Origin of the sequence: Streptomyces sp. NPDC057654 (assembly GCF_042800135.1) — a bacterium.
Classification (GTDB): Bacteria; Actinomycetota; Actinomycetes; order Streptomycetales; family Streptomycetaceae; genus Streptomyces.
In genome coordinates, this window is the sequence record NZ_JBHVHQ010000050.1 from 1 (window position 1) to 20,299 (window position 20,299).

At 70.3% G+C, this 20,299-nt stretch carries 19 protein-coding genes; 10 read left to right on the plus strand and 9 right to left on the minus strand.

Annotated features, from left to right (window positions below):
* Positions 1 to 262: 262 nt before the first annotated feature.
* The gene (locus ACFU99_RS06930; protein WP_384386910.1) at positions 263 to 538 is read right to left on the minus strand and encodes a GlsB/YeaQ/YmgE family stress response membrane protein; all 276 of its coding nucleotides are present in this window, start codon (positions 536 to 538) and stop codon (positions 263 to 265) included.
* 210 nt (positions 539 to 748) lie between these two features.
* Between ACFU99_RS06930 and ACFU99_RS06935 the strand changes: the two genes are divergently transcribed.
* Positions 749 to 1,123 carry a DUF3099 domain-containing protein gene (locus tag ACFU99_RS06935; protein WP_384386912.1) on the plus strand — a complete coding sequence of 125 codons (375 nt, stop codon included), beginning with the start codon at positions 749 to 751 and terminating at the stop codon, positions 1,121 to 1,123.
* Between the two features lie 181 nt (positions 1,124 to 1,304).
* Positions 1,305 to 1,571: a hypothetical protein gene (locus ACFU99_RS06940; RefSeq protein ID WP_384386914.1), complete on the plus strand. Its 267-nt coding sequence runs from the start codon at positions 1,305 to 1,307 to the stop codon at positions 1,569 to 1,571.
* A 6-nt stretch (positions 1,572 to 1,577) separates the two neighbouring features.
* Here the strand turns inward: ACFU99_RS06940 and moaA are convergent, their stop codons facing one another.
* From moaA to ACFU99_RS06955, 3 genes are all read right to left on the minus strand, one after another.
* Positions 1,578 to 2,567, minus strand: a complete 990-nt coding sequence (gene moaA, locus ACFU99_RS06945) for a GTP 3',8-cyclase MoaA (RefSeq protein WP_384386916.1) — start codon at positions 2,565 to 2,567, stop codon at positions 1,578 to 1,580.
* Between the two features lie 223 nt (positions 2,568 to 2,790).
* The gene (locus tag ACFU99_RS06950; protein ID WP_384386919.1) at positions 2,791 to 4,413 is read right to left on the minus strand and encodes a cation acetate symporter; all 1,623 of its coding nucleotides are present in this window, start codon (positions 4,411 to 4,413) and stop codon (positions 2,791 to 2,793) included.
* On the minus strand, positions 4,410 to 4,793 hold the full coding sequence (locus ACFU99_RS06955) for a DUF485 domain-containing protein (protein WP_384386922.1): 384 nt from the start codon (positions 4,791 to 4,793) through the stop codon (positions 4,410 to 4,412). Before ACFU99_RS06955 ends, ACFU99_RS06950 begins: the two co-directional genes overlap by 4 nt.
* A 124-nt stretch (positions 4,794 to 4,917) precedes the next feature.
* Between ACFU99_RS06955 and ACFU99_RS06960 the strand changes: the two genes are divergently transcribed.
* Entirely contained in the window at positions 4,918 to 5,130 is a 213-nt protein-coding gene (locus ACFU99_RS06960) for a hypothetical protein (RefSeq protein WP_384386924.1), read from the plus strand.
* A gap of 257 nt (positions 5,131 to 5,387) precedes the next feature.
* Positions 5,388 to 6,911 carry a S8 family serine peptidase gene (locus tag ACFU99_RS06965; RefSeq protein ID WP_384386926.1) on the plus strand — a complete coding sequence of 508 codons (1,524 nt, stop codon included), beginning with the start codon at positions 5,388 to 5,390 and terminating at the stop codon, positions 6,909 to 6,911.
* Here ACFU99_RS06965 and ACFU99_RS06970 read toward each other — a convergent pair.
* Positions 6,883 to 7,626 carry a lysoplasmalogenase gene (locus ACFU99_RS06970; RefSeq protein ID WP_384386928.1) on the minus strand — a complete coding sequence of 248 codons (744 nt, stop codon included), beginning with the start codon at positions 7,624 to 7,626 and terminating at the stop codon, positions 6,883 to 6,885. The genes ACFU99_RS06965 and ACFU99_RS06970 overlap by 29 nt on opposite strands.
* Entirely contained in the window at positions 7,623 to 8,561 is a 939-nt protein-coding gene (locus ACFU99_RS06975) for a sterol desaturase family protein (RefSeq protein WP_384386931.1), read from the minus strand. The genes ACFU99_RS06970 and ACFU99_RS06975 overlap by 4 nt, the downstream gene beginning before the upstream one ends.
* Positions 8,562 to 8,710: 149 nt before the next feature.
* Here ACFU99_RS06975 and ACFU99_RS06980 point away from each other — a divergent pair, with 149 nt between their 5' ends.
* Positions 8,711 to 11,866: an NACHT domain-containing protein gene (locus ACFU99_RS06980; RefSeq protein ID WP_384386933.1), complete on the plus strand. Its 3,156-nt coding sequence runs from the start codon at positions 8,711 to 8,713 to the stop codon at positions 11,864 to 11,866.
* 4 nt (positions 11,867 to 11,870) lie between these two features.
* Here ACFU99_RS06980 and ACFU99_RS06985 read toward each other — a convergent pair whose 3' ends face one another.
* The 3 genes from ACFU99_RS06985 to ACFU99_RS06995 all read right to left on the minus strand — a co-directional run bounded on the left by ACFU99_RS06985 (position 11,871) and on the right by ACFU99_RS06995 (position 15,336).
* A complete protein-coding gene (locus ACFU99_RS06985) occupies positions 11,871 to 13,130 on the minus strand; it encodes an amidohydrolase family protein (RefSeq protein WP_384386936.1) in 1,260 nt (419 codons plus the stop codon).
* Positions 13,123 to 14,412, minus strand: coding sequence for an amidohydrolase family protein (locus tag ACFU99_RS06990; protein ID WP_384386939.1), 1,290 nt, complete (start codon positions 14,410 to 14,412; stop codon positions 13,123 to 13,125). The genes ACFU99_RS06985 and ACFU99_RS06990 overlap by 8 nt, the downstream gene beginning before the upstream one ends.
* Before the next feature lie 126 nt (positions 14,413 to 14,538).
* A complete protein-coding gene (locus tag ACFU99_RS06995; protein WP_384386943.1) occupies positions 14,539 to 15,336 on the minus strand; it encodes an acetoacetate decarboxylase family protein in 798 nt (265 codons plus the stop codon).
* A 130-nt stretch (positions 15,337 to 15,466) separates the two neighbouring features.
* Between ACFU99_RS06995 and ACFU99_RS07000 the strand changes: the two genes are divergently transcribed.
* The 5 genes from ACFU99_RS07000 to ACFU99_RS07020 all read left to right on the plus strand — a co-directional run.
* On the plus strand, positions 15,467 to 16,084 hold the full coding sequence (locus ACFU99_RS07000) for a TetR/AcrR family transcriptional regulator (protein WP_384386946.1): 618 nt from the start codon (positions 15,467 to 15,469) through the stop codon (positions 16,082 to 16,084).
* A gap of 116 nt (positions 16,085 to 16,200) precedes the next feature.
* The gene (locus ACFU99_RS07005) at positions 16,201 to 17,205 is read left to right on the plus strand and encodes a DEDDh family exonuclease (protein WP_384386949.1); all 1,005 of its coding nucleotides are present in this window, start codon (positions 16,201 to 16,203) and stop codon (positions 17,203 to 17,205) included.
* Positions 17,206 to 17,282: 77 nt separating this feature from the next.
* Complete coding sequence (locus ACFU99_RS07010) at positions 17,283 to 18,209, plus strand: SURF1 family protein (protein WP_384386952.1); 927 nt, start codon at positions 17,283 to 17,285, stop codon at positions 18,207 to 18,209.
* A 29-nt stretch (positions 18,210 to 18,238) separates the two neighbouring features.
* On the plus strand, positions 18,239 to 20,026 hold the full coding sequence (locus ACFU99_RS07015; protein ID WP_384386955.1) for a glycoside hydrolase family 15 protein: 1,788 nt from the start codon (positions 18,239 to 18,241) through the stop codon (positions 20,024 to 20,026).
* A 4-nt stretch (positions 20,027 to 20,030) separates the two neighbouring features.
* Positions 20,031 to 20,299 (plus strand): SDR family NAD(P)-dependent oxidoreductase (locus ACFU99_RS07020; protein WP_384386958.1); only part of this gene is annotated, 269 nt, incomplete at its 3' end.

The following is a 20,299-nucleotide window of genomic DNA, read 5'->3' on the forward strand; positions in this document are numbered from 1 at the left end:
GCCAGGAGTCGATCGTGCTGGCCGAGGCGGAGGCCATCCGGCCGCTCGCCGAGGTCGTCGCCGAGGTGCTGGCGAAGGCGGGGCTCGCCGCCGGGGGCGGCGTGTACCTGAAGGCCGGCCGGAAGCTCGCGCAGCTCCAGGGGGCCTGACAGCGCGCCTCATGCGTTCCGTGCGGCTATTAGCCGTCACGCGGCCGGGAAACCATCCTTCTGGTGGTTTCCCGGCCGTTTTTCGTGCCGCCCTCGTCCGGCCCGCCGCCCGCTCAGGTGCGCTGCTTGCCGCCCCGTACCGCCGTCCAGAGCCGGTCTCCCACGGCGACGATCACGACCGCGCCGGCGAGTTGCAGCAGGTGTCTCGTCCAGTCGATGCCGCGGGTGTCGTTGACGCCGAGCCCGGTGGCCGCCCAGTTGCCCAGGACGCTGCCGAGGATGCCGAACACAGCCGTCAGCCAGAGCGGGATCTGCTGCTTGCCCGGCAGGATCGCCTTGGCGATCAGACCGAGCACCAAACCGACGATGATGGCCCACAACCAGCTCATGTCGCCTCCTATGCGGCGCGATGTGGCGTGCCAGCCCAGTCTCCGTCCGATACCCGTACGGCGCATGTCGGACCGGGGTGTACGGGGTAGGGATGACAGGGGACGGCGTCGCAGGACGCGCCCCGGTCTCGAACCCCGACGTGGCTCGGCGTAACGTTGGCTACGTCCCGGACGGGGAGCGCCGGCGCTGCGATCAGGTGGTGGAACGTGATGCGGAAGCAGAGCAGTGCTGAGACCTTCCGGATCACCGGTGCCCGGCAAGGGCTGACGGACGATGTGCGCGGCCGGCAGCGGCGGTACATCATCTCCATGTCGGTACGGACCCTGGCCGTCATCGCGACCGTCGTGTTGTGGGACGTCGAGCGGTATGTAGCCATCGCGACCCTGGTTCTGGGCGCCGCGCTGCCTTACATCGCGGTGGTCATCGCCAACGCGGGCCGGGAGAACGCCCCTTCGCTGCCGGGCACCTTCGTGCCCGCGCCGACCCGTCCGATGCTGGTGGCCGGTACACCGGAGTCCGGCGCGGAACCCGTCCCGGAAGCCAAGGCCGGTGGGCGGGGCGAGGGTTCGGCCGCCCAGGGCTGATCTTCAGCTCGGCACAAAGCTCAAGAAAAGCTCAGATCAATCATGTGGTTCCGGTGCACCGCCCCGGCTCGCCCGTGACATACTTCGTATGCGCTCCGCATCCCCCGTCGGAGCGACAGACCGACGCCGGGCGGCTCCCCCCGTGGCTGCCCGGCGTCGCCATGTGTGCACACTGGTTGCCGTGAACGACGAATCACGGAACGACGAAGCCCCGAACAACGCGCCGTCGAGCGGCGAAGCGCCGATCTGCTCGGCCAAGGGGTGCCGCGCCGCCGCCGTATGGGTGCTGGCGTGGAACAACCCGAAGATCCACACCCCGGAGCGCCGCAAGACATGGCTCGCGTGCGAGGAACACCGCGAGCACCTCTCCCAGTTCCTCGGCGTCCGGTCGATGCTCAAGGACGTGGTGACGCTCGCCGACTGGGAGGCGGGCGCCGCCGAGCGGTAGGCGCCGTCAGCCGCCGATGGCCGACATCGGGCGCTGGGGCTGGAGGAAGGACGGGTCGTCCAGACCGGAACCGGCCTTCTTCCCCCACATCGCGAGCTTCCAGCGGCGGGCGATCTCCTCGTCCGGCTCGCCGGAACGCAGCGCGCCGCGCAGGTCCGACTCCTCCTGCGCGAACAGGCACGTACGGATCTGGCCGTCGGCCGTGAGCCGGGTGCGGTCACAGGCGGCGCAGAACGGGCGGGTGACGGAGGCGATGACGCCCACACGGGCCGGGCCGCCGTCGACGACCCACCGCTCGGCGGGCGCGGAGCCGCGCGCGTCGTCGCCCTCGGGGGTGAGGGTGAAGCGGGTGCGCAGCGACGCGAGGATGTCCCCGGCGGTGATCATTCCGTCGCGCTTCCAGCCGTGCTGGGCGTCGAGGGGCATCTGCTCGATGAAGCGGAGTTCGTAGTCGTTCTCGACGGCCCAGGCGAGCAGGTCGGGGGCCTCGTCGGCGTTGAGGCCGGGCATCAGCACGGAGTTGACCTTGACGGGGGTGAGCCCCGCGTCGCGGGCGGCCGCGAGGCCGTCCAGCACGTCGCCGAGGCGCTTGCGCCGGGTCATGGCCTGGAAGACGTCGGGCCGCAGCGTGTCCAGGGAGACGTTGACGCGGTCGAGGCCGGCGTCGGCGAGGGCCCGCGCGGTGCGCTGGAGGCCGATGCCGTTGGTGGTCAGCGACATCTTGGGGCGCGGTTCGAGGGCGGCGACGCGGTCGACGATGGAGACGAGGCCGGGGCGCAGCAGCGGTTCGCCGCCCGTGAAGCGGACGTCCGTGATGCCCAGTTCCGTGACGGCGATGCTGATCAGACGGACGATCTCGTCATCGGTGAGCAGATCGGGCTTGGCGAGCCACTGGAGTCCCTCTTCCGGCATGCAGTACGTACAGCGCAGATTGCAGCGGTCGGTCAGGGAGACGCGGAGGTCGGTGGCGACGCGACCAAAGGTGTCGATGAGCATGGTGGCGGCCCCTCCTGCGGAAATGAACCATGGATACATCCAATAATCCGCAGCGTACGCGATGGGTCGGACACTCAGCATTCGCCCGGCATGCGACGGAGTGAGCGTCCGGTGACCCTGCGCGACGAGGGGCCGCCGCCGGCCATGCGGCCGGATGGTGATCGTTACGGAGCGTTACGGAGCGGTACGGAGCAGTGCGGAGCGGTACGGGCCGGTGTACGGGCTAGTGGGCGCCGTAGCCGGTGAGCGAGCGGACCTCCAACTCCGCGTATTTGCGGGCGTCCGGCCGTTCCTTGGAGAGCAGCGAGCCGAGCCAGCCGAGGAGGAAGCCCAGCGGGATGGAGACCAGGCCGGGGTTGGCGAGCGGGAAATAGTCGAAGTCCATGCCGGGGAAGAGCGCCTTCTCGTTGCCGGACAGCACCGGCGAGAAGATCACCAGCCCGACCGAGGAGATCAGCCCGCCGTAGATCGACCAGATCGCGCCCTGGGTGGTGAAGCGCTTCCAGAAGAGGCTGTAGAGGATGGTCGGCAGGTTGGCGGAGGCCGCGACGGCGAAGGCGAGGGCGACCAGCGCGGCGGCGTTCAGCCGGTGGGCGAAGATGCCGAGCACGATGGAGATCGCGCCGATGACGATGGCCGCGAACTTGGCGGTGAGGACCTCCTCGCGCTCGCTGGTGCGGCCCTTGCGGATGACGTTGGCCCACAGGTCGTGCGCGAAGGACGCGGACGAGGCGAGGGTCAGGCCCGCGACCACGGCGAGGATGGTGGCGAAGGCCACCGCGGAGATGACGGCGAGCAGAATCGCGCCGCCGGTCGAGTCGGCGCCGCCGCCGACCTCCTGGGCGAGCAGCGGGGCCGCGGTGTTGCCCGCCTCGTTGGAGGCGATGATCGCCTTGGAGCCGACGAGGGCCGCGGCGCCGAAGCCGAGCGCGATGGTCATCAGGTAGAACGCGCCGATGATGCCGATGGCCCAGTTCACGGACTTACGGGCGGCCTTGGCGGTGGGCACCGTGTAGAAGCGGATGAGGATGTGCGGGAGCCCGGCCGTACCGAGGACGAGCGCGATGCCGAGCGAGATGAAGTTGAGTTTGGACGTGCCGTCCTTGCCGTACTGGAGGCCGGGTTCGAGGAACGCCTTGCCCTTGCCGCTCTCCTTCGCCGCCTCGCCGAGCAGCGTGGAGACGTTCCAGCCGAACTTGTTGAGCACCAGGATCGTGACCAGCAGGGTGCCCGCGATGAGCATGACCGCCTTGACGATCTGCACCCACGTGGTGCCCTTCATGCCGCCGATGGTCACGTAGAGCACCATGACGATGCCGACGAGCGCGATGATCCAGCGGCGTGCGCCCTCGCCCGTAGCGCCGAGCAGCAGCGCCACCAGGGCGCCCGCGCCGACCATCTGGGCCAGCAGGTAGAAGATCGAGACGACGATGGTGGAGGTGCCGGCGGCGGTGCGTACGGGCCGCTGCTTGAGGCGGTACGCGAGCACGTCGGCCATGGTGAACCGGCCGGAGTTGCGCAGCGGTTCGGCGACCAGCAGGAGCGCGACGAGCCAGGCGACGAGGAAGCCGATGGAGTACAGGAACCCGTCATAGCCGAAGAGCGCGATGGCCCCGGCGATGCCGAGGAACGAGGCGGCGGACATGTAGTCGCCGGAGATGGCCAGGCCGTTCTGGAAACCGGTGAAGGAGCGGCCGCCGGCGTAGAAGTCGGTGGCGTCCTTGGTCTGCCGGCCGGCCCACACCGTGATGCCCAGGGTGATGGCGACGAAGACGGAGAAGAGCGTGATGATCAGGGTGCGGTGCTCGCTGGCGGCCGCGGCGGCGAGCTGCTGGCTGGTGGTCACGCGTCGCCCTCCAGGCGCTCTTTGATGGCTTCGGCCTTCGGGTCGATGCGGGCGGCCGCGTGTCGGGAGTACCACCACGCGATGAGGAACGTGGTCAGGAACTGGGCCAGTCCGAAGACGAAGGCGATGTTGACGTTCCCGACGACCTTGGTGCCCATGAAGCCGCCCGCGTAGTTGGACAGCAGCACGTACAGCAGGTACCAGGCGATGAACGCGACGGTGAGCGGGAAGGCGAACGAGCGCTGGGCGCGCCGCAGTTCGGCGAATTCTTCACTGGACTGGACGTCCGTGAAGCGATCCGGCCCGCCCTGCCCTTCGGCGGTGTGTGGTGCGGAGTCCACGGTCTCTCTCCTGACAAGCGGCAGCGGTGCGTGAGCCATGACATGTGATCCGGGTCACGCATCGTAGAGGGACGGGACGCCATTCGACAGAGGGTTGTGGTTGAAGTCGACAAGAACCACCTTCGGGGGCGACACCGACCGCGTGGGGCTTCGTTGTCCGGATGTGAACAATCCGCAGCCCCCACCGCCGCCCGGACGCCCCGGTTCCGGCCCGGAGCGGCGCCCGTACGGGATGGTCGGCCTGGCGGCTCCGGTCAGGGCCGTACGGTCGGCGCGGCGGTCCTCGCCGGCGGCGGACGGCCGCTGGTACGGGCCCCGGCCGGAACTGCCGCCGCTGAGCATCGACGCGCTGCGGGGGCCGGGGGCGCCGCCTTGAGGAGCGCCGCTCCGTCGGGACCACCGCCGTCTTGAGTGGGCGTCAGGAGCCAAGCGGGCGCGGAGGTCGCAAGAGGTGCGGGGCGGACCTCGCAAGAGGCACGGGGCGGACCTCGCAAGGGGTCCGATCGAGGTCCGTACCGGACTTTCTTGGGGAAATCATTGCTCGACGGCCATGATCGGCGCTAGCTTCACTCGTCATGTACCCGTCCGTGCGCGGCAGGTGTGCGTGCGGTACCCGGATGATGTGGAGAACCCATGGCTCATCTGCGATCCAGACGTCGGCGCGCCCTGCTGGCGGTGCCGGCCGGACTGGCGCTCGTCGCCTCCCTCGGCCTGCTGCCCGGCGCGGCCTCGGCCGCCCCGCAGGACGCGCTCCCGGCCAAGGCGCCCGTAGCCGCCGACGGGCCCCTGCTCTCGTACGTGGTCAACACCACCGCCGACCACGCCACGGTGGCGAAGGTGAAGAAGGCGATCGGCCGGGCCGGCGGCAGCGTCGTGACCGCCTACCAGCAGATCGGCGTGATCGTCGCCCATTCGAAGAACCCCGACTTCGCGAAGACCGTCCGCACGGTGCCGGGCGTGCAGAGCGCCGGCGCCACCCGGACCGCGCCGATCACGTCCGCGGCCACCACGGACATCGGCAAGCCCGAGAAGATCAAGGTCCCGAAGGCCACCGCGCGGAGCGAGGCGCGTTCGCTGGCCACGGGCAAGGAGCCCCTGGAGGGGCTCCAGTGGGACATCGCCGCCATCAAGGCCGACAAGGCCGCCGAGGTCAATCCGGGGTCCCGGAAGGTGACGGTCGCCGTCATCGACACCGGCGTGGACGACACCCACCCGGACCTCAAGGCGAACTTCTCGCGGGGCCAGTCGGCGAGCTGCGTCACCGGCAAGGCCGACACCAGCCCCGGCTCCTGGCGGCCGTTCGACCCGGACGAGGACTACCACGGCACCCACGTGGCCGGTGAGATCGCCGCCCCGCGCAACGGCGTGGGCGTCACCGGCGTCGCGCCGAACGTGAAGGTCTCCGCCATCAAGGTCAGCCAGGCCAAGGGCAGCTTCTTCTACGCCGAGAGCGTGGTGTGCGCGTTCGTCTTCGCCGCCGAGCACCACGTGCAGGTGACGAACAACAGCTATTACGTCGACCCGTGGATGTTCAACTGCGCGGACGACCCCGACCAGAAGGCCATAGCCGACGCCGTCGGCCGGGCCGCGAAGTTCGCCACCCGCAAGGGCGCGGTCAACGTCGCCTCCGCCGGGAACTCCAACTTCGACCTGGCGGCCAAGAAGATCACCGACGCCTCCAGCCCCAATGACGGCACCCCGGCGTCGCGCGACATAGACCCGTCGAAGTGCCTGGACGTGCCCGCCCAGGTGCCCGGCGTCGTCACGGTCGCCGCGACCGGCGTCAAGTCACTGAAGTCGTACTACTCCAACTACGGCCTCAACCAGATCGACGTGGCGGCCCCCGGCGGCGACGTCCGGCAGGTGCCGGAACTGCCCGCCAAGGACGGCCGCATCCTGTCCACCCTGCCCGGCGGCGACTACGGCTACCTCCAGGGCACCTCGATGGCGGGCCCGCACGTAGCGGGCGTGGCGGCGCTGCTCAAGAGCGCGCACCCGGACGCGAGCCCGCAGGAGATCCAGTGGCTGCTCAAGGCCCAGGCGGACAACCCCGGTTGCCCGACCGCGCCGGCCGACCCGGCGTGCACCGGCACCAAGCACGTCAACAGCTTCTACGGCTTCGGGATCGTCAACGCCCTGAAGGCGGTGGAGGACTGACCTCCGCTGTGTGAGCGAGTGAGTCGTGGGGCCGGGCTGCGGACAGCACCCGGCCCCACGTCCGTGTCCGGCCGCTGTCCGCCCGCAGCAGCCCGTCCGTGAGCAGGTACTGCGCTCCGAGATAGGTGACCATGATGCACAGCTGCGGCGCGGGCGGCTGCGGCCAGTCGGCGAGGCCGCTCGCGATGAGCGTGTCCGAAAGCAGGAACAGCAGCCCGCCCAGCGCGGTCCGCAACCCGACGCGCGTCGCGCCGAGCGCCATGGCGGTCAGCAGCAGCGCGTACCCAGCCACCGGCAGCCGCATCCCGGCTTCGAGGCCGGGCCATAGGAGGGCGACGGTGCCGAGCCAGGCCACGCCGTAGGCGGTCGCGAGCACGTACGCACGCGGACGGCCGTGCGCTGTCCCGAGCCCGGCGAAGAGGACCAGATAGCAGACGTGCCCGGCGCCGAAGAACCCCATTCCGGCGAGGAAGGCGGCCTGGTCGTCGAGTTGCAGCAGGGTGTCGCCGCCGCAGCCGAAAAGCAGCGCGGCGATCAGCGGGCGGGGCGCGCCGCGGGCGGCGGCGTGCAGGGCGAGCGCGGGCATCAGGGCGGGTTTGGTGAGGTGGTGGACGCCGTCGAGGTGAGCGGCCAGGGCGATGAGGTGGACGGCGCCGAGGGCGGCGAAGAGGAGGCCGGTGGCGCGGACGGCCAGGGCCTGCTGCCGGTGGTTCATGCGACGCGTTCGGGGGCGGTGGGGACGGCGGTGTCGGCTGGGTCGGTTGTGTCGGCTGGGTCGGCGGTACGGGCTGGGGCCGTTTCCGCGGCCGGCGTCCGTACGGGCTGCCATCCCGGCCCCCGGAAGACCCGCCCGGCCCGTTCGCGCCAGCTGGTGGCCGCTCGTACATCGCGGGCGATGGCGGCGTACTCGTGGGTGGCGACGCGCAGCGGGTTGAACGTGCGGATGTTCTTGGTGAGCCCGTAGACCGGCCGCTCCGCCTCCGGCACGAAGGAGCCGAACATCCGGTCCCAGATGATCAGAATGCCGCCGAAGTTACGGTCGAGGTAGCCGCCCTGCGAGGCGTGGTGCACCCGGTGGTGAGACGGCGTGTTCAGCACGTACTCGAACGGCCGCGGCAGCCTGCCGACCCGCTCCGTATGCACCCAGAACTGGTAGACGAGGTTGGCCGACGAGCAGAACGCCACCGCCGCCGGGTGCACACCGGCCGCGATCATCGGCACGTAGAACGGCCACACGGTCAGCGTGGTCCACGGCTGCCGCAGCGCGGTCGTCAGGTTGAACTTCTCGCTGGAGTGGTGCACCACATGGCAGGCCCACAGGACGCGGATCACGTGGTGGCCGCGGTGCGACCAGTAGTAGAAGAAATCCTGCGCGAGCAGCATCAGCGGCAGCGTCCACCACAGGACGGGGACGCGCAGCGGCGTGAGCTCGTAGATCGCGGTGTAGACCGCCACGATCGGGATCTTCCAGAGCGCGTCGAAAACGAGACTGCCGACGCCCATCCCGATACTCGTGGCGGCGTCCTTGGCCTCATAACCCGCGGCCCCGCTCTCCTCGGCGGGGTGCCGTCGGTAGCTCGCCATCTCCAGGACGGTGAGCAGGACGAAGGCGGGTATGGACCACATCACGACATCGGGGAGATGGGGCATGGCGGCACCATAGGCGCGCGGGAGGGGGTGCCGCTAGGGGTTGTTACCGATCGGTATTGGACAAGGGTTACCGGGGGTTCGGCCTGTCGGGGCGGGGGTGCGGGCGGATACTGGCGTGCACGCACGGGTTCGTGGGGAGGGAGTAGCGAATGCAGGGGGCGGAAGCGGTCGTCCTACGGTTGGCGACTACGGTCGTGAGCGCGCTCGTCAAGTCGCTGATCGCCAAGAACCCGGGTGCGGGGCTGGTCCACAGACCGGGCAGCCCGACGCCGCTCGGCCGGCGGCCCGACCAGTTGGGCGAGAAGGAGACGGCGCGGCTGGTGGGGGTGCTGGCGGAGCGGCTGGACTCGGTGGCCGTTCGCCGACTGCCGGAGCACGAGCAGCGGTCGGCGGTCGACGCGGTGTGCGACGTCTTCAGCGGCACGGAAGTCATCGACCAGGAGACGCTGTTCGCCGCGGATCTCGATCCGGCGCGGCTGCGGTCCGTACTCCTGGAGCGCTCCCCCGGCCTGCTGGATCGGACCGGTCTCGGCGAGGCGGGGACGGCGCTGTTCAACGAACTGCTGGACGCGGTCTGTGAACACCTCGTGGAGTACGTGACGTCGCTGCGGTCGTTCCCGGCGCGTACGGACGTGGAGTTGGTGCGTCGGTCGGGCGAGGCGGGGCGGGCGCTGGAGGCCGTACGGGAGCGGCTGGGACCAACCCCCGAGGCGCGGTCCCTTGAGTTCGAGGAGCGCTACGGGCGGTACATCGAGGCGACGCACGGCAAGCTCCAGCTCTTCGGGCTGACGCTCGGCTGCACGGCGGCGCGGGAGTGGCCGTTGAGCACCGCGTACATCACGCTGAGCGTGAGCAGTGAGGCCGACCCCTACCTCCTGGATCCCACGCCCCTCCCCCTGACCACCTCGGTCTCCGCCGAACACGCCCTCGCCGGCTGCGACCGGATGCTGCTGCGCGGCCCGGCGGGCTCGGGCAAGAGCACGCTCATGCAGTGGCTCGCCACCAACGCGGCGCGCCGGAGCTTCGAGCAGACGCTGGGCGACTGGAACGGCTACGTACCGTTCATGCTGCGACTGCGGTCCTTCGCGACGCACGGGAAGCTACCGCTGCCGGGCGAGTTCCTGGCCGCCACGGGCAATCCACTGGCGGGGGCGGCGCCGGACGGGTGGGTGGAAAGCCTCCTCACCGAGGGGCGGGCGCTGGTCCTGGTCGACGGCGTGGACGAGGTCCCATCAGCGATGCGGCAGCGCACCAGGGACTGGCTGCGGTCGCTCCTGGCCGCCTTCCCGAACGCCCGGTACATCGTCACTACGCGACCTTCCGCCGTCCCGGAGGACTGGTTGCAGGGGCAGGGCTTCACCGCGCACTCCTTGCTGCCGATGGGGCGCGAGGACATCCGGAAGTTCATCGCGCATTGGCATCGGGCGGCCCGTGAGGAGTGCCGAGACGATGTGCGACAGCACGAGCAACTGGACGGCTACGAACGCTCCATCCAGCAGGCCGTCACCACTCGACGTGAGCTGAGCCAACTCGCCACCAACCCCTTGATGTGCGCGCTCCTCTGCGCCCTGAACCGCGACCGCCGTATGCACCTGCCGCGCGCCCGCAAGGAGCTGTACGACGCCTCGCTGGACATGCTGCTCGTACGACGGGACACGGAACGGGAGATCGCCGGGGTGGAGGGCGTCGACCTGACGCGGGACGAGCAGATGCTGCTGCTCCAGCGCCTGGCGTACTGGCTGATCCGTAACGGCCAGGCCGAGGCCACGTGCGCGGAAGCAATCGAGATGATCGACGGCTGGCTGGCCGCGATGCCACAGGTACGGGCGCAGGGCGACGCGCGGGCGGTCTTCAACCACCTGCTCAACCGCAGCGGTCTGCTCCTCGAACCGGTCCCCGGCTCGGTGAACTTCGTCCACCGGACGTTTCAGGATTACTTGGGGTCCAAGGAGGCGGTCGAGACGCGTGACTTCGGGCTTCTGGTCAGCAATGCGCATGACGACCAGTGGGACGACGTGGTGCGCATGGCGGTGGGGCACGCGCGAGTAGAGGAACGGGCACAGCTGCTGCGGAAGTTGCTGCGGCGGGCGGACCGGGTGAAGGGGCACCGGCAGCGGCTGACGCTGCTGGCGGCGGCTTGCCTGGAACACGCGCCGGAGCTGAACCCGGCCCTTCGGTCGGATATCGAGGCGCGAACAGAGGAATTGCTGCCGCCGCGCACCCTCGACGACGCCGAGGAGCTGGCGAAGGTCGGTGAGTTGGTGATTGAACTGCTGCCGGGGCCGGAAGGGCTCGAAGAACACGCTGCGGCAGCGGTAGTGCGAACGGCAGGCTTGGTCAAGGGCGACGCCGCCTTCGCACTGATATACCGGTTCCGAGAGGACGAGCGTCTCTTTGTCACGAGTGGGCTGTCGCTGGCCTGGGGCGCTTTCGAAGCGGAGCCGTACGCCCGGGAAATCCTGTCCGCCCAATCGTGGGACAACGTCCCCCTGCGCGTGGAGAATACGAAGCAGCTCACCGCCTTGCGCTGCATCCCGGAAGTCCAGCGGGTGAGTTTGAATGGGTCGCACACCGACCTCATGCCGCTGGTCCACGCCAACAGTCTGGAGAGACTCACTATTCTCGACAATTATGTCCTGAGCGATCTCTCTCCAATCGCCTATACCTCTAATCTGCGAGTCTTCTCACTCAACCGCTGCCCGAGAGTGAGCAATCTGAGCCCACTCACCGGGCCTGGGCTGACAAGCCTCGCGCTTCACAACGTTCACCCTGACATCTCCCTGGACCCACTGCGGGACATGCCGGATCTCCAAACCCTCCGGATCGATCACCCCACACTCATCAACGATGTGGGGGAAATACCGGTCGGTCCTCAACTCGCACATCTCGCGCTCCATCCACAGACACGTCATCTGAACCTACATGGGATTGAACGCTGGCCGCACCTCACCGCGCTCACGCTCGGAGGATCGACACAGCTGCACCAACTGTCCGAGACAAATCCCCTCACACGGTTGTCCAACCTGTCCCTCGAAGAATTGGATTCGCTCGACTTGAGCCTGTTGAAGCAACTCATACAACTTCAGCAAATCATCTTGTGGCGGTGCGACATCCCCGAAGGACTCGGCTCGTTGCGTGATCTGCCGAACCTCACGTCTCTCTGGTTGTCAGCGTGCGCGGTGTCGGGTCCCCCGATCGACCTGAGCCCCTTGGCCGACATGCAGAATCTCGGCATCACGCTCGCCGGTAAAACCCAGGTACTCAACGAAGACCGGATCCCGCCCGAACGCCTCACCCGCCTATAGCCCCTCACCAAACCCGCACCGAAGCCCCCTTCGCAAACACCGGACTAGTAGCCCCCTCCGGCACCTCCCCCAACGGCTCCCCCACCTCCGCGACCGTAGGCCCCACCCGCCCCGCAATAGGATCCAACAGCCCCAAATCAAACCCATAAACCCGCGCCGCGTTCCCCCCGACCATCGCCGCGACCTCCCCCCGCTCCACCCCCGCGTAAGCGGCCCGCAGCCCCTCCCGCGTATGCGGATACGTCCCCTCGTCATGCGGGTAGTCGCTCCCCCACATCACTTTCTCCAGCCCGATCCGGTGGCGCAGCGGCACCTCATGGGGGCGCATGAAACTGGCACCGACGAAGCAATTGTCGCGCCACACCTCACTCGGAGGGGAACCCATCAATTCCCCCAGCCCCACCCCGAATTTCGCTTCCGCAGTCGCCGCACGCGCCGAAGCGGCGACCAACCGCCCGTGGTAGTAGTCCAGCATGTCCAGGACCCCGGGAATCCACCCCGAGCCCTGTTCCGTGAGGACAAGCCGCAGCCCCGGATGGCGGTGGAAAGCTCCGCCGAATATCAAGTGCCACAGCGCCCGGTGCGAGAACCAGGTCGTCTCGACCATGAAGACGGCACGCGCCGAAGGTTCGTCGCCGAGCGGCGGGGACGCCGAACCCGCGTGGTGGTTGACCGGGACGTCGAGTTCCGCGCAGACCGCCCACAGGGGGTCGTACGTCCGCGAGTGCAACTCCGGGAGGCCCGAGCCCGGCGGGGTGCCCGGTAGCAGGATGCCGCCCGTCAGGCCCGCGGACTTGGCCCAGCGGACCTCTCGTACGGCCTCCTCCACATCGTTCAGCAGGATCTGCGCCACCCCCGCCCGGCGGCCGGGGGCCGCCGCGCAGAAGTCGGCGAGCCAGCGGTTGTGGGCGCGCAGGCCAGCCCAGCGGCGCCCGAATTCCTCCGGTGTCGGCGCGGGGGCCATCAAGGACGCACTGGGGAAGAACGGCGGAATGGTGTTGGGGAAGACGACTTCGGCGACGATGCCGTCTGCCTCCAGTTCGGCGAGGCGGCGGTCCGAGTTCCAGTTGCGGTCGGCGGAGTCGGTGAGGAGGTCCTCGTACGGATTGACGTATGTGGCCGCCCAGGCGTCGAACGCCTCGTGGTGCGCCCGTTCCAGGTACGGCCGGTAGTCGAGGAGGTCCGCCCCGGCGTGGCAGTCGGCCGAGATGACCGTGTAGCGGTCGGTCGAAGCCTGGCACCCCCGATCGCCGCTCTCAGTCATCGCCCACCCCCACATACGGGAAGTCGAACCCCGTCAGCCAGTGCCTCCCCGTCTCCCGCGACCGCCGCCACGACGCCTCCACCGGCGCCTGGTTCGCGCTCTGCCCGAGGTCGGCCGGGACGGGGCCGACGCGCCGGGCGACCTCCGCCAGGGCCGGGACGTCGAAGTCGAAGACCTCGGCCGCCGACTGGCCGAGCATCCGGCGGGTCTCCCCTACGGGGATGTCGTGGAACGTGTCGCGCAGCCACTCGCGCGTACGCGGCCAGGTGCCCTCGGGGTGCGGGAAGTCGCTGCCCCACAGGATGTTGTCGACGCCGATCTCGTAGCGCTGGGCGAGTTCGCGCCGCTTGGTGTTGGTGGCGCAGATGAAGATGTTGCGGTCCAGGTACTCGTGCGGCGGGCGCTTGAGTTCGGCGAACGGCGAGAGCTTCTTGCCGCCGTGCGAGCCGAGGTAGAGGCGGTCCATGAACCACAGCAGGTTGGGCAGCCACCAGCAGCCCGACTCCGCGATGCCGAAGCGCAGGCCGGGGTGGCGCTCGAAGACGCCGGACCAGAGCATGAACCACAGGGGCCGGGCCGGCCACCAGGTCACCTCGGAGACGTAGATGCCCAGGTGGTCGCCGTACTCGTGGCGCGGCGCGGCCCCCGAGTGGGTGATCACCGGCATCCGGGCCTCGGCGGCGGCCGCCCACACCGGGTCGTAACGGCGGTCGTGGTACGGGGCCTTGTCCACCCACATGGCGGGGATCATCAGCGCGCCGAGCCCGGCGTCCTTGGCGTGGTGGATCTCGGCGACCACGCGGTCCACGTCGCCGGTGATGGGCAGCAGGGCGACGCCGCAGTGCCTCTTCGGGTCGTGCGCGCAGAAGTCGGCGAGCCAGCGGTTGTGGGCCTGGGCGCCCGCCATGCCGAGGTCCGGGTCCTGGTCGCCGGAGAGGCCGAGGCCGACGCCGAAGGGGGCGGCGGTGCGGCTGTCGACGGCGTCGGCGTCCGGGAAGACGACCTCGCCCGCCACCCCGTCGCCGTCGAGCTCCTTCGCCCGCTGCGCGGCGTCCCAGCCGCCGCGCAGGCCCTGCTCGTTCTCCTCGAACCACTTGGCGGCGAAGGTCTCGTTGCGGATGCCGAGGCGGGTCATCTCCTCGCGGCGGCTCTCGCGCTGCCCGAGGAATTCGTCGAAGTCCCGGTGGAACCTCGCGTCCAGATACGGCCGGTACTCCTCCGTGGGCAGTCCGGCGTGCGAGTCGGAGGAGATGATCAAGTACGGGTCCGTCATGTCCGTCATCACTTGCTCCTCGGTCGGATGGAATGAGATGGGATCATGCTCAATCGGGCCGAATCATGCCGAATCAGGCGGTCTGCGGAGCTACGTTCGCCTTGTGCTCCACACCGTCACATGAGCCGTACCGGCTCACACGCTCCCCTCCGGCGGCCCGTCCACGATCTGCCGCACGTCGTCGTACCGCTGGTGCACGTACGGCAACAGGGCCTGTGCGCTGACCCGTTCCACGACCCGGCCGCGCTGGTCCGTGGTCTTCTCGCCGATCGTGATCTCCACGAGCCGGCGCACCGGCAGGTCGGCGACCGGGTCGTACGCGGACTCGCGCAGCAGCACGTCGCCGCTCATCGCCTCCAGCTTGCGGACCTTCTCGGTGCGCGTGCAGTGCACGAGCACCGGGTCGGCGTCGAAGCCCGTGCCGTCCACGCCGGGCAGGAACTTGAAGTAGAAGTCCAGCTTCTCGGCGGGCGGCGGCAGCGGCAGCGCGGCGCCGACCGCGCCCCGCACCTCGACGAAGGCGATGCCGTGCCGCGCGAGGTACGCCCGTACGACGCCGCCGTCCCGTTCGATCACCACCTCGCCGAGTTTCTTCGGCTCGCCGAAGACCTCGCGGCCGCCGATCAGCGCCCGTTCGTGGGTCATCGGCATGACCAGCGGATACCAGCCGTCGCGCCCGCCGTGGTGCGCCGCGACCGCCACCGAGCCCGCGCCCAGCGGGTAGCCGGGCAGGTCGACCTTGCTGATCGCGGCCCGTAGGAGCGGGCGGCCGGCCGGTTTGAGGGGCGGCGGGAGGACCGCCGCCACCGCGTCCGGGTCGCTCTCCCAGAGCGCGACCACGCCCGTGGACCAGATGTCGGGGAGGTGCGCGGTCCGCTCCCGGTCCGCCTCGACCTCGGCCGCCTCGCGCGCGCCGTACCGTACGCGTGCCATGTCCTACCGCCCTTCGACAGGGTGCCCGGTGCTCGGCCTGTGCCTGTGCCAGTGCCTGTTGCGTGTAACACAGTTACAGGCACGAGCGCGAAGGGTAAAGAGCACCGCACACAGCGGAGTTGGGGGCGACATGCCGAAACCGGCGCTGACCCGCGAGGACGTGCTCGACGCCGCCGCGCGACTCGTCGAGCGGCACGGTCCGCAGGCCCTGTCGATGCGCAGGCTGGCCGCCGAGCTCGACACCGCCGTCACCTCGATCTACTGGCACGTGGGCAATCGCGAGTCGCTGCTCGACGCGCTCGTCGAGGCCACCGTGGGCCGGCTCGGGACCGTACGGCCCGCCGGGCGCACCCCCCGGCAGCGCATCGTCTCCGTCGCCCGCGCGCTGCGGCGCGATCTGCTGGAGCATCCGCAGCTGATCGCGGTGGTCCATGAACGCGGCCTGACGGAGCGGATGTTCGTCCCCGCGCAGCGGGCGCTGATCCGCGAGGTGCACGCGGCCGGGCTGCGCGGGGCGCGCGCCGCGGCGGCCGTGCGGGCCGTGCAGTTCCAGGTGGTCGGGTACGTGCTCGTGGAGCGCAACCGCGAGCGCGCGCCCGCCCGGGGGCCAGGCGGCGCGGCCCGGTGGGACGCGTCCGCCGCCGACCGCGATCCGCCGCTCGCCCGCGCCCTCGCCCGTCCGGTCGATTCCGAGCGGCTCTTCCTCACGTCCGTACGGGCTTTGGTCGACGGGCTCCTCCCCCGCTGACCGGGCCCGCCGCCTCCGGCCGGTCCGGTGCGCGGTGCGCGCGGGCGCGCCCGGCGGCCGGTCCGCCGTCCCCTGCCGGGTCTCGCTGTCAGCGGTGGCCCGTATCCTCTGGGACCATGCTCGAAGACCACACCGCAGCCGCACTGCCGACACCGTGGCCGACCGCGTACCCCGAGGGTTACGCGGTCGTCGACGTGGAGACGACCGGCCTCGCCAGAGACGACCGGATAGTGTCGGCCGGCGTCTATCAGCTGGACGCGCGCGGCGAGGTGCAGGACCAGTGGTACACGCTGGTCAACCCCGAGCGCGATCCGGGTCCGGTCTGGATCCACGGCCTCACCTCGGAGATGCTGGCGGGCGCGCCGCTGTTCGGGGAGATCGCGGCCACGTTGTCCGAGAAGCTGGCGGGGCGGGTGCTGGTCGCGCACAACGCGGCCTTCGACTGGTCGATGCTGGCGCGCGAGTACGCCCGCGCGCGGGCGACCACGCCGGTGCGGCAGCGGCTGTGCACCATCGCGCTCTCCAAGGAGCTGCGGCTGCCGCTGCCCAACCACAAGCTGGAGTCCCTCGCCGCGCACTACGGGGTGGTGCAGCAGCGCGCCCACCACGCGCTGGACGACGCGCGGGTGCTGGCGGAGGCGTTCCGGCCGAGCCTGGCGCTGGCGGCGCGGGCGGGGCTGCGGCTGCCGCTGCTGGCGTGCCAGCCGCTCACGGAGTGGTCGGACGGGCCGTCGGCCGCCTCCCCCATCGGCTACCAGGGCGGGCGCTCCGGGCACGGCGGCGCAGGCGCGTACCGGCCGGGCACCTGGCGGGCCAGCCGCAAGCGGCCCGCCTGCCCGTATCCGAACCCCGGCCGGTACGTACCGGGCGAACAGCTCGTCCAGGGCATGCGGGTGGCGTTCTCGGGCGACACGTCCGTGGACCGCGAGCTGCTGGAGGACCGGGCGATCGAGGCCGGGCTGCACATCGCGACCAGCGTCTCCCGGCTCACCAGCGTGCTGGTGACCAACGATCCCGGCTCCACCACGTCCAAGACGGTCAAGGCCGGCACCTTCGGGACCCCGGTGATCGACGAGGCCGCCTTCATGCAGCTGCTCCAGCACGTGGTGCCCGCGCCGTGAGGTCGTGAAGGTCGTGAGAGCGGAGCCCGCGGGACCCCGTAGTCCGGGCCCGCGCCCCTGCGGGTACCGTCAAATGCGTGTATCGCTTCCTGTTGTCCCGGCAGTGGGTGATCCTCACGCTGGTGGGGCTCGTCCTGATTCCGGTGATGATCAAACTGGGCTTCTGGCAGTTCCACCGCCACGAGCACAAAGTCGCGCAGAACCAGCTGATCGCGGACAGCCTGGCCGCCACGCCCGTACCGGTCGGCAAGCTCACCGCGCCCGGCCGCGCCGTCCCGCACGACGACATGTGGCGGCCGGTGACCGCGCAGGGAACGTACGACACCAAGGACGAGGTGGTGGTCCGCCAGCGGACCTCGGCGGACGGGCAGAACCAGGGCTACTACGTGCTCACGCCGCTGCTGCTCGACGACGGCCGGGCGGTCCTCGTCAACCGCGGCTGGATCCCCGCGAGCGGCAACCTCACCGAGTTCCCGAAGGTCCCCGCGCCGCCCGCCGGGAAGGTCTCGATCACCGGTCGGCTCAAAGAGGACGAAACCAGCGGCTATAGCGGCATCAAGGACAAAAAGGGTCTGCCACCCCGCCAGGTGATGCTGATCAACAGCGGCGAGCAGGCGAAGAACGTGCACCGCCCGCTGCTCGGCGGCTATATCGAGCTGACGTCCCCGCACGCCAAGGGCCAGCCCGAGCTCGTACCCGAACCCGACCACAGCAGCATCGGCCCGCACATGGCCTACGCCGTGCAGTGGTGGCTGTTCTCCGGCGCGGTCCCCGTCGGATGGGTCATCCTGGCCCGAAGGGAGCGCCGCGACCTCCTCGCCGAAGCCGCCAAGCAGGCCAAGGCGGCCGAGGAGGCCGCCCCGGGCGAACCGAAGGGTTCCGGAGACCCGGAGGGCACCGACAAGCACGAGCCCGAGGGCGCCAAGGACGCCGGTGATCCGAAGGAGACCGGCGAGTCCGAGGAAGACGCCGGTATCGCTCGTACGGCCGCCTCGGCGGAGTAGCGCCCCCGCCTACCGGGAAGGCGGCACGCGTGGCTCAACTCATCGAGGATTACGCGCTCATCGGCGATCTCCAGACCGCCGCCCTCGTCGGCAGGGACGGCTCCATCGACTGGCTCTGCCTGCCCCGCTTCGACTCGGCCGCCTGTTTCGCGGCGCTGCTCGGGGACGAGGACAACGGGCACTGGCGGCTCGCCCCGGCCGGCGCCGGGAACTGCACCCGCCGCGCCTATCTGGACGACTCCCTCGTCCTGGAGACGGTCTGGGAGACGGAGAGCGGCACAGTCAAGGTCACCGACTTCATGCCGCAGCGCGACAAGGCCCCCGACGTGATCCGGATCGTCGAGGGCGTCAGCGGCTCCGTCGACATGCACGGCGTGCTGCGGCTGCGCTTCGACTTCGGCCGCGTCGTCCCCTGGGTGCGCCGCTCCGGCAGCAGCAGGCGGGTGGCCATCGCGGGCCCGGACTCCGCGTGGCTGCGCAGCGAGCCGCCGGTCAAGACGTACGGCCGCGAGTTCTCCACGTGCTCGGACTTCACCGTCGCCGAGGGCGAGCAGGTCGCCTTCGTCCTGACCTGGCACCCCTCGCACAAGCCGCGCCCGAAGGAGACCGACCCGTACAAGGCCCTCGAACACAGCCTGGAGGACTGGCGCGCCTGGGCCCGCAAGTGCTGCCATCAGGGCCCGCACCGGGAGGCCGTGGTCCGCTCCCTGATCACGCTGAAGGCGCTGACCTACGCGCCCACCGGCGGCATCGTCGCCGCCCCCACCGCCTCCCTCCCCGAGTCCATCGGCGGCGTGCGCAACTGGGACTACCGCTACTGCTGGCTGCGCGACTCCACGCTCACCCTCGGCGCGCTGATCTCCTCCGGCTACCAGGAGGAAGCCGCCGACTGGCGGGACTGGCTGCTGCGCGCCATCGCCGGGGACCCCGCCGACCTCCAGATCATGTACGGCATCGCGGGCGAGCGCCGGCTGCCGGAGTCCGAACTGCCCTGGCTCGCCGGATTCGAGGGCTCCGCGCCCGTACGCATCGGCAACAGCGCCGTCGACCAGCTCCAGCTCGACGTGTACGGGGAGGTCATCGACTCCCTCCACCTCGCCCGCTCGGCCGGGCTCAAGGACAAGCCGCACGCCTGGAACGTGCAGCGGCGCTTCATGGAGTTCCTGGAGTCCACCTGGCGGGAGCCCGACGAGGGGCTGTGGGAGGTCCGCGGGCCGCGCCGGCACTTCGTCCACTCCAAGGTGATGGCCTGGGTAGCCGCCGACCGCGCCGTACGCACCCTGGAGGCCGACCCCAAGCTCGAAGGCGACCTCGACGCCTGGCGGACGATGCGCGACGAGGTGCACCGGGAGGTCTGCGAGAAGGGGTACGACCCCGAGCGCAACACCTTCACGCAGTCCTACGGCTCCGCCGAGCTCGACGCCGCCACGCTCCTCATCCCGCGGGTGGGCTTCCTGCCGCCGGACGACCCCCGGGTGGTCGGCACCGTCGACGCGGTGGCGCGCGAGCTGCGCCACGACGGCCTCGTACGCCGCTACAGCACCGAGGGCGGCACGGTCGACGGGCTGCCGGGGTCCGAGGGGGCCTTCCTCGTCTGCTCGTTCTGGCTGGCCGACGCCCTGTGCATGACCGGCCGGAAGAAAGAGGGCGAGCAGTTGTTCCAGCGGCTGCTGGCGCTCCGCAACGACGTCGGGCTGCTCGCCGAGGAGTACGACCCGGTCGCCGGGCGGATGCTCGGGAACTTCCCGCAGGCGTTCAGCCACATCGGCCTGGTCGGCACCGCCCACACCCTCTCCGACGGGGAACCGGCAGACTGACCCCATGGATCTTGGACTCAAAGACCGCGTGTACATCGTCACCGGGGCCACCCGCGGGCTGGGCAACGCCACCGCGCGCGAGTTGCTCGCCGACGGCGCGAAGGTGATCATCACCGGCCGGGACGAGAAGACGGTGGCCGCCGCCGCGGACGAACTCGGCGACGGCTGCGCCGGAGTGCCCGCCGACAACGCCGACGCCGATGCGGCCGACCGCCTCATCGCCGCCGCCCGCGACCGCTTCGGCCGCCTCGACGGCATCCTGATCAGCGTCGG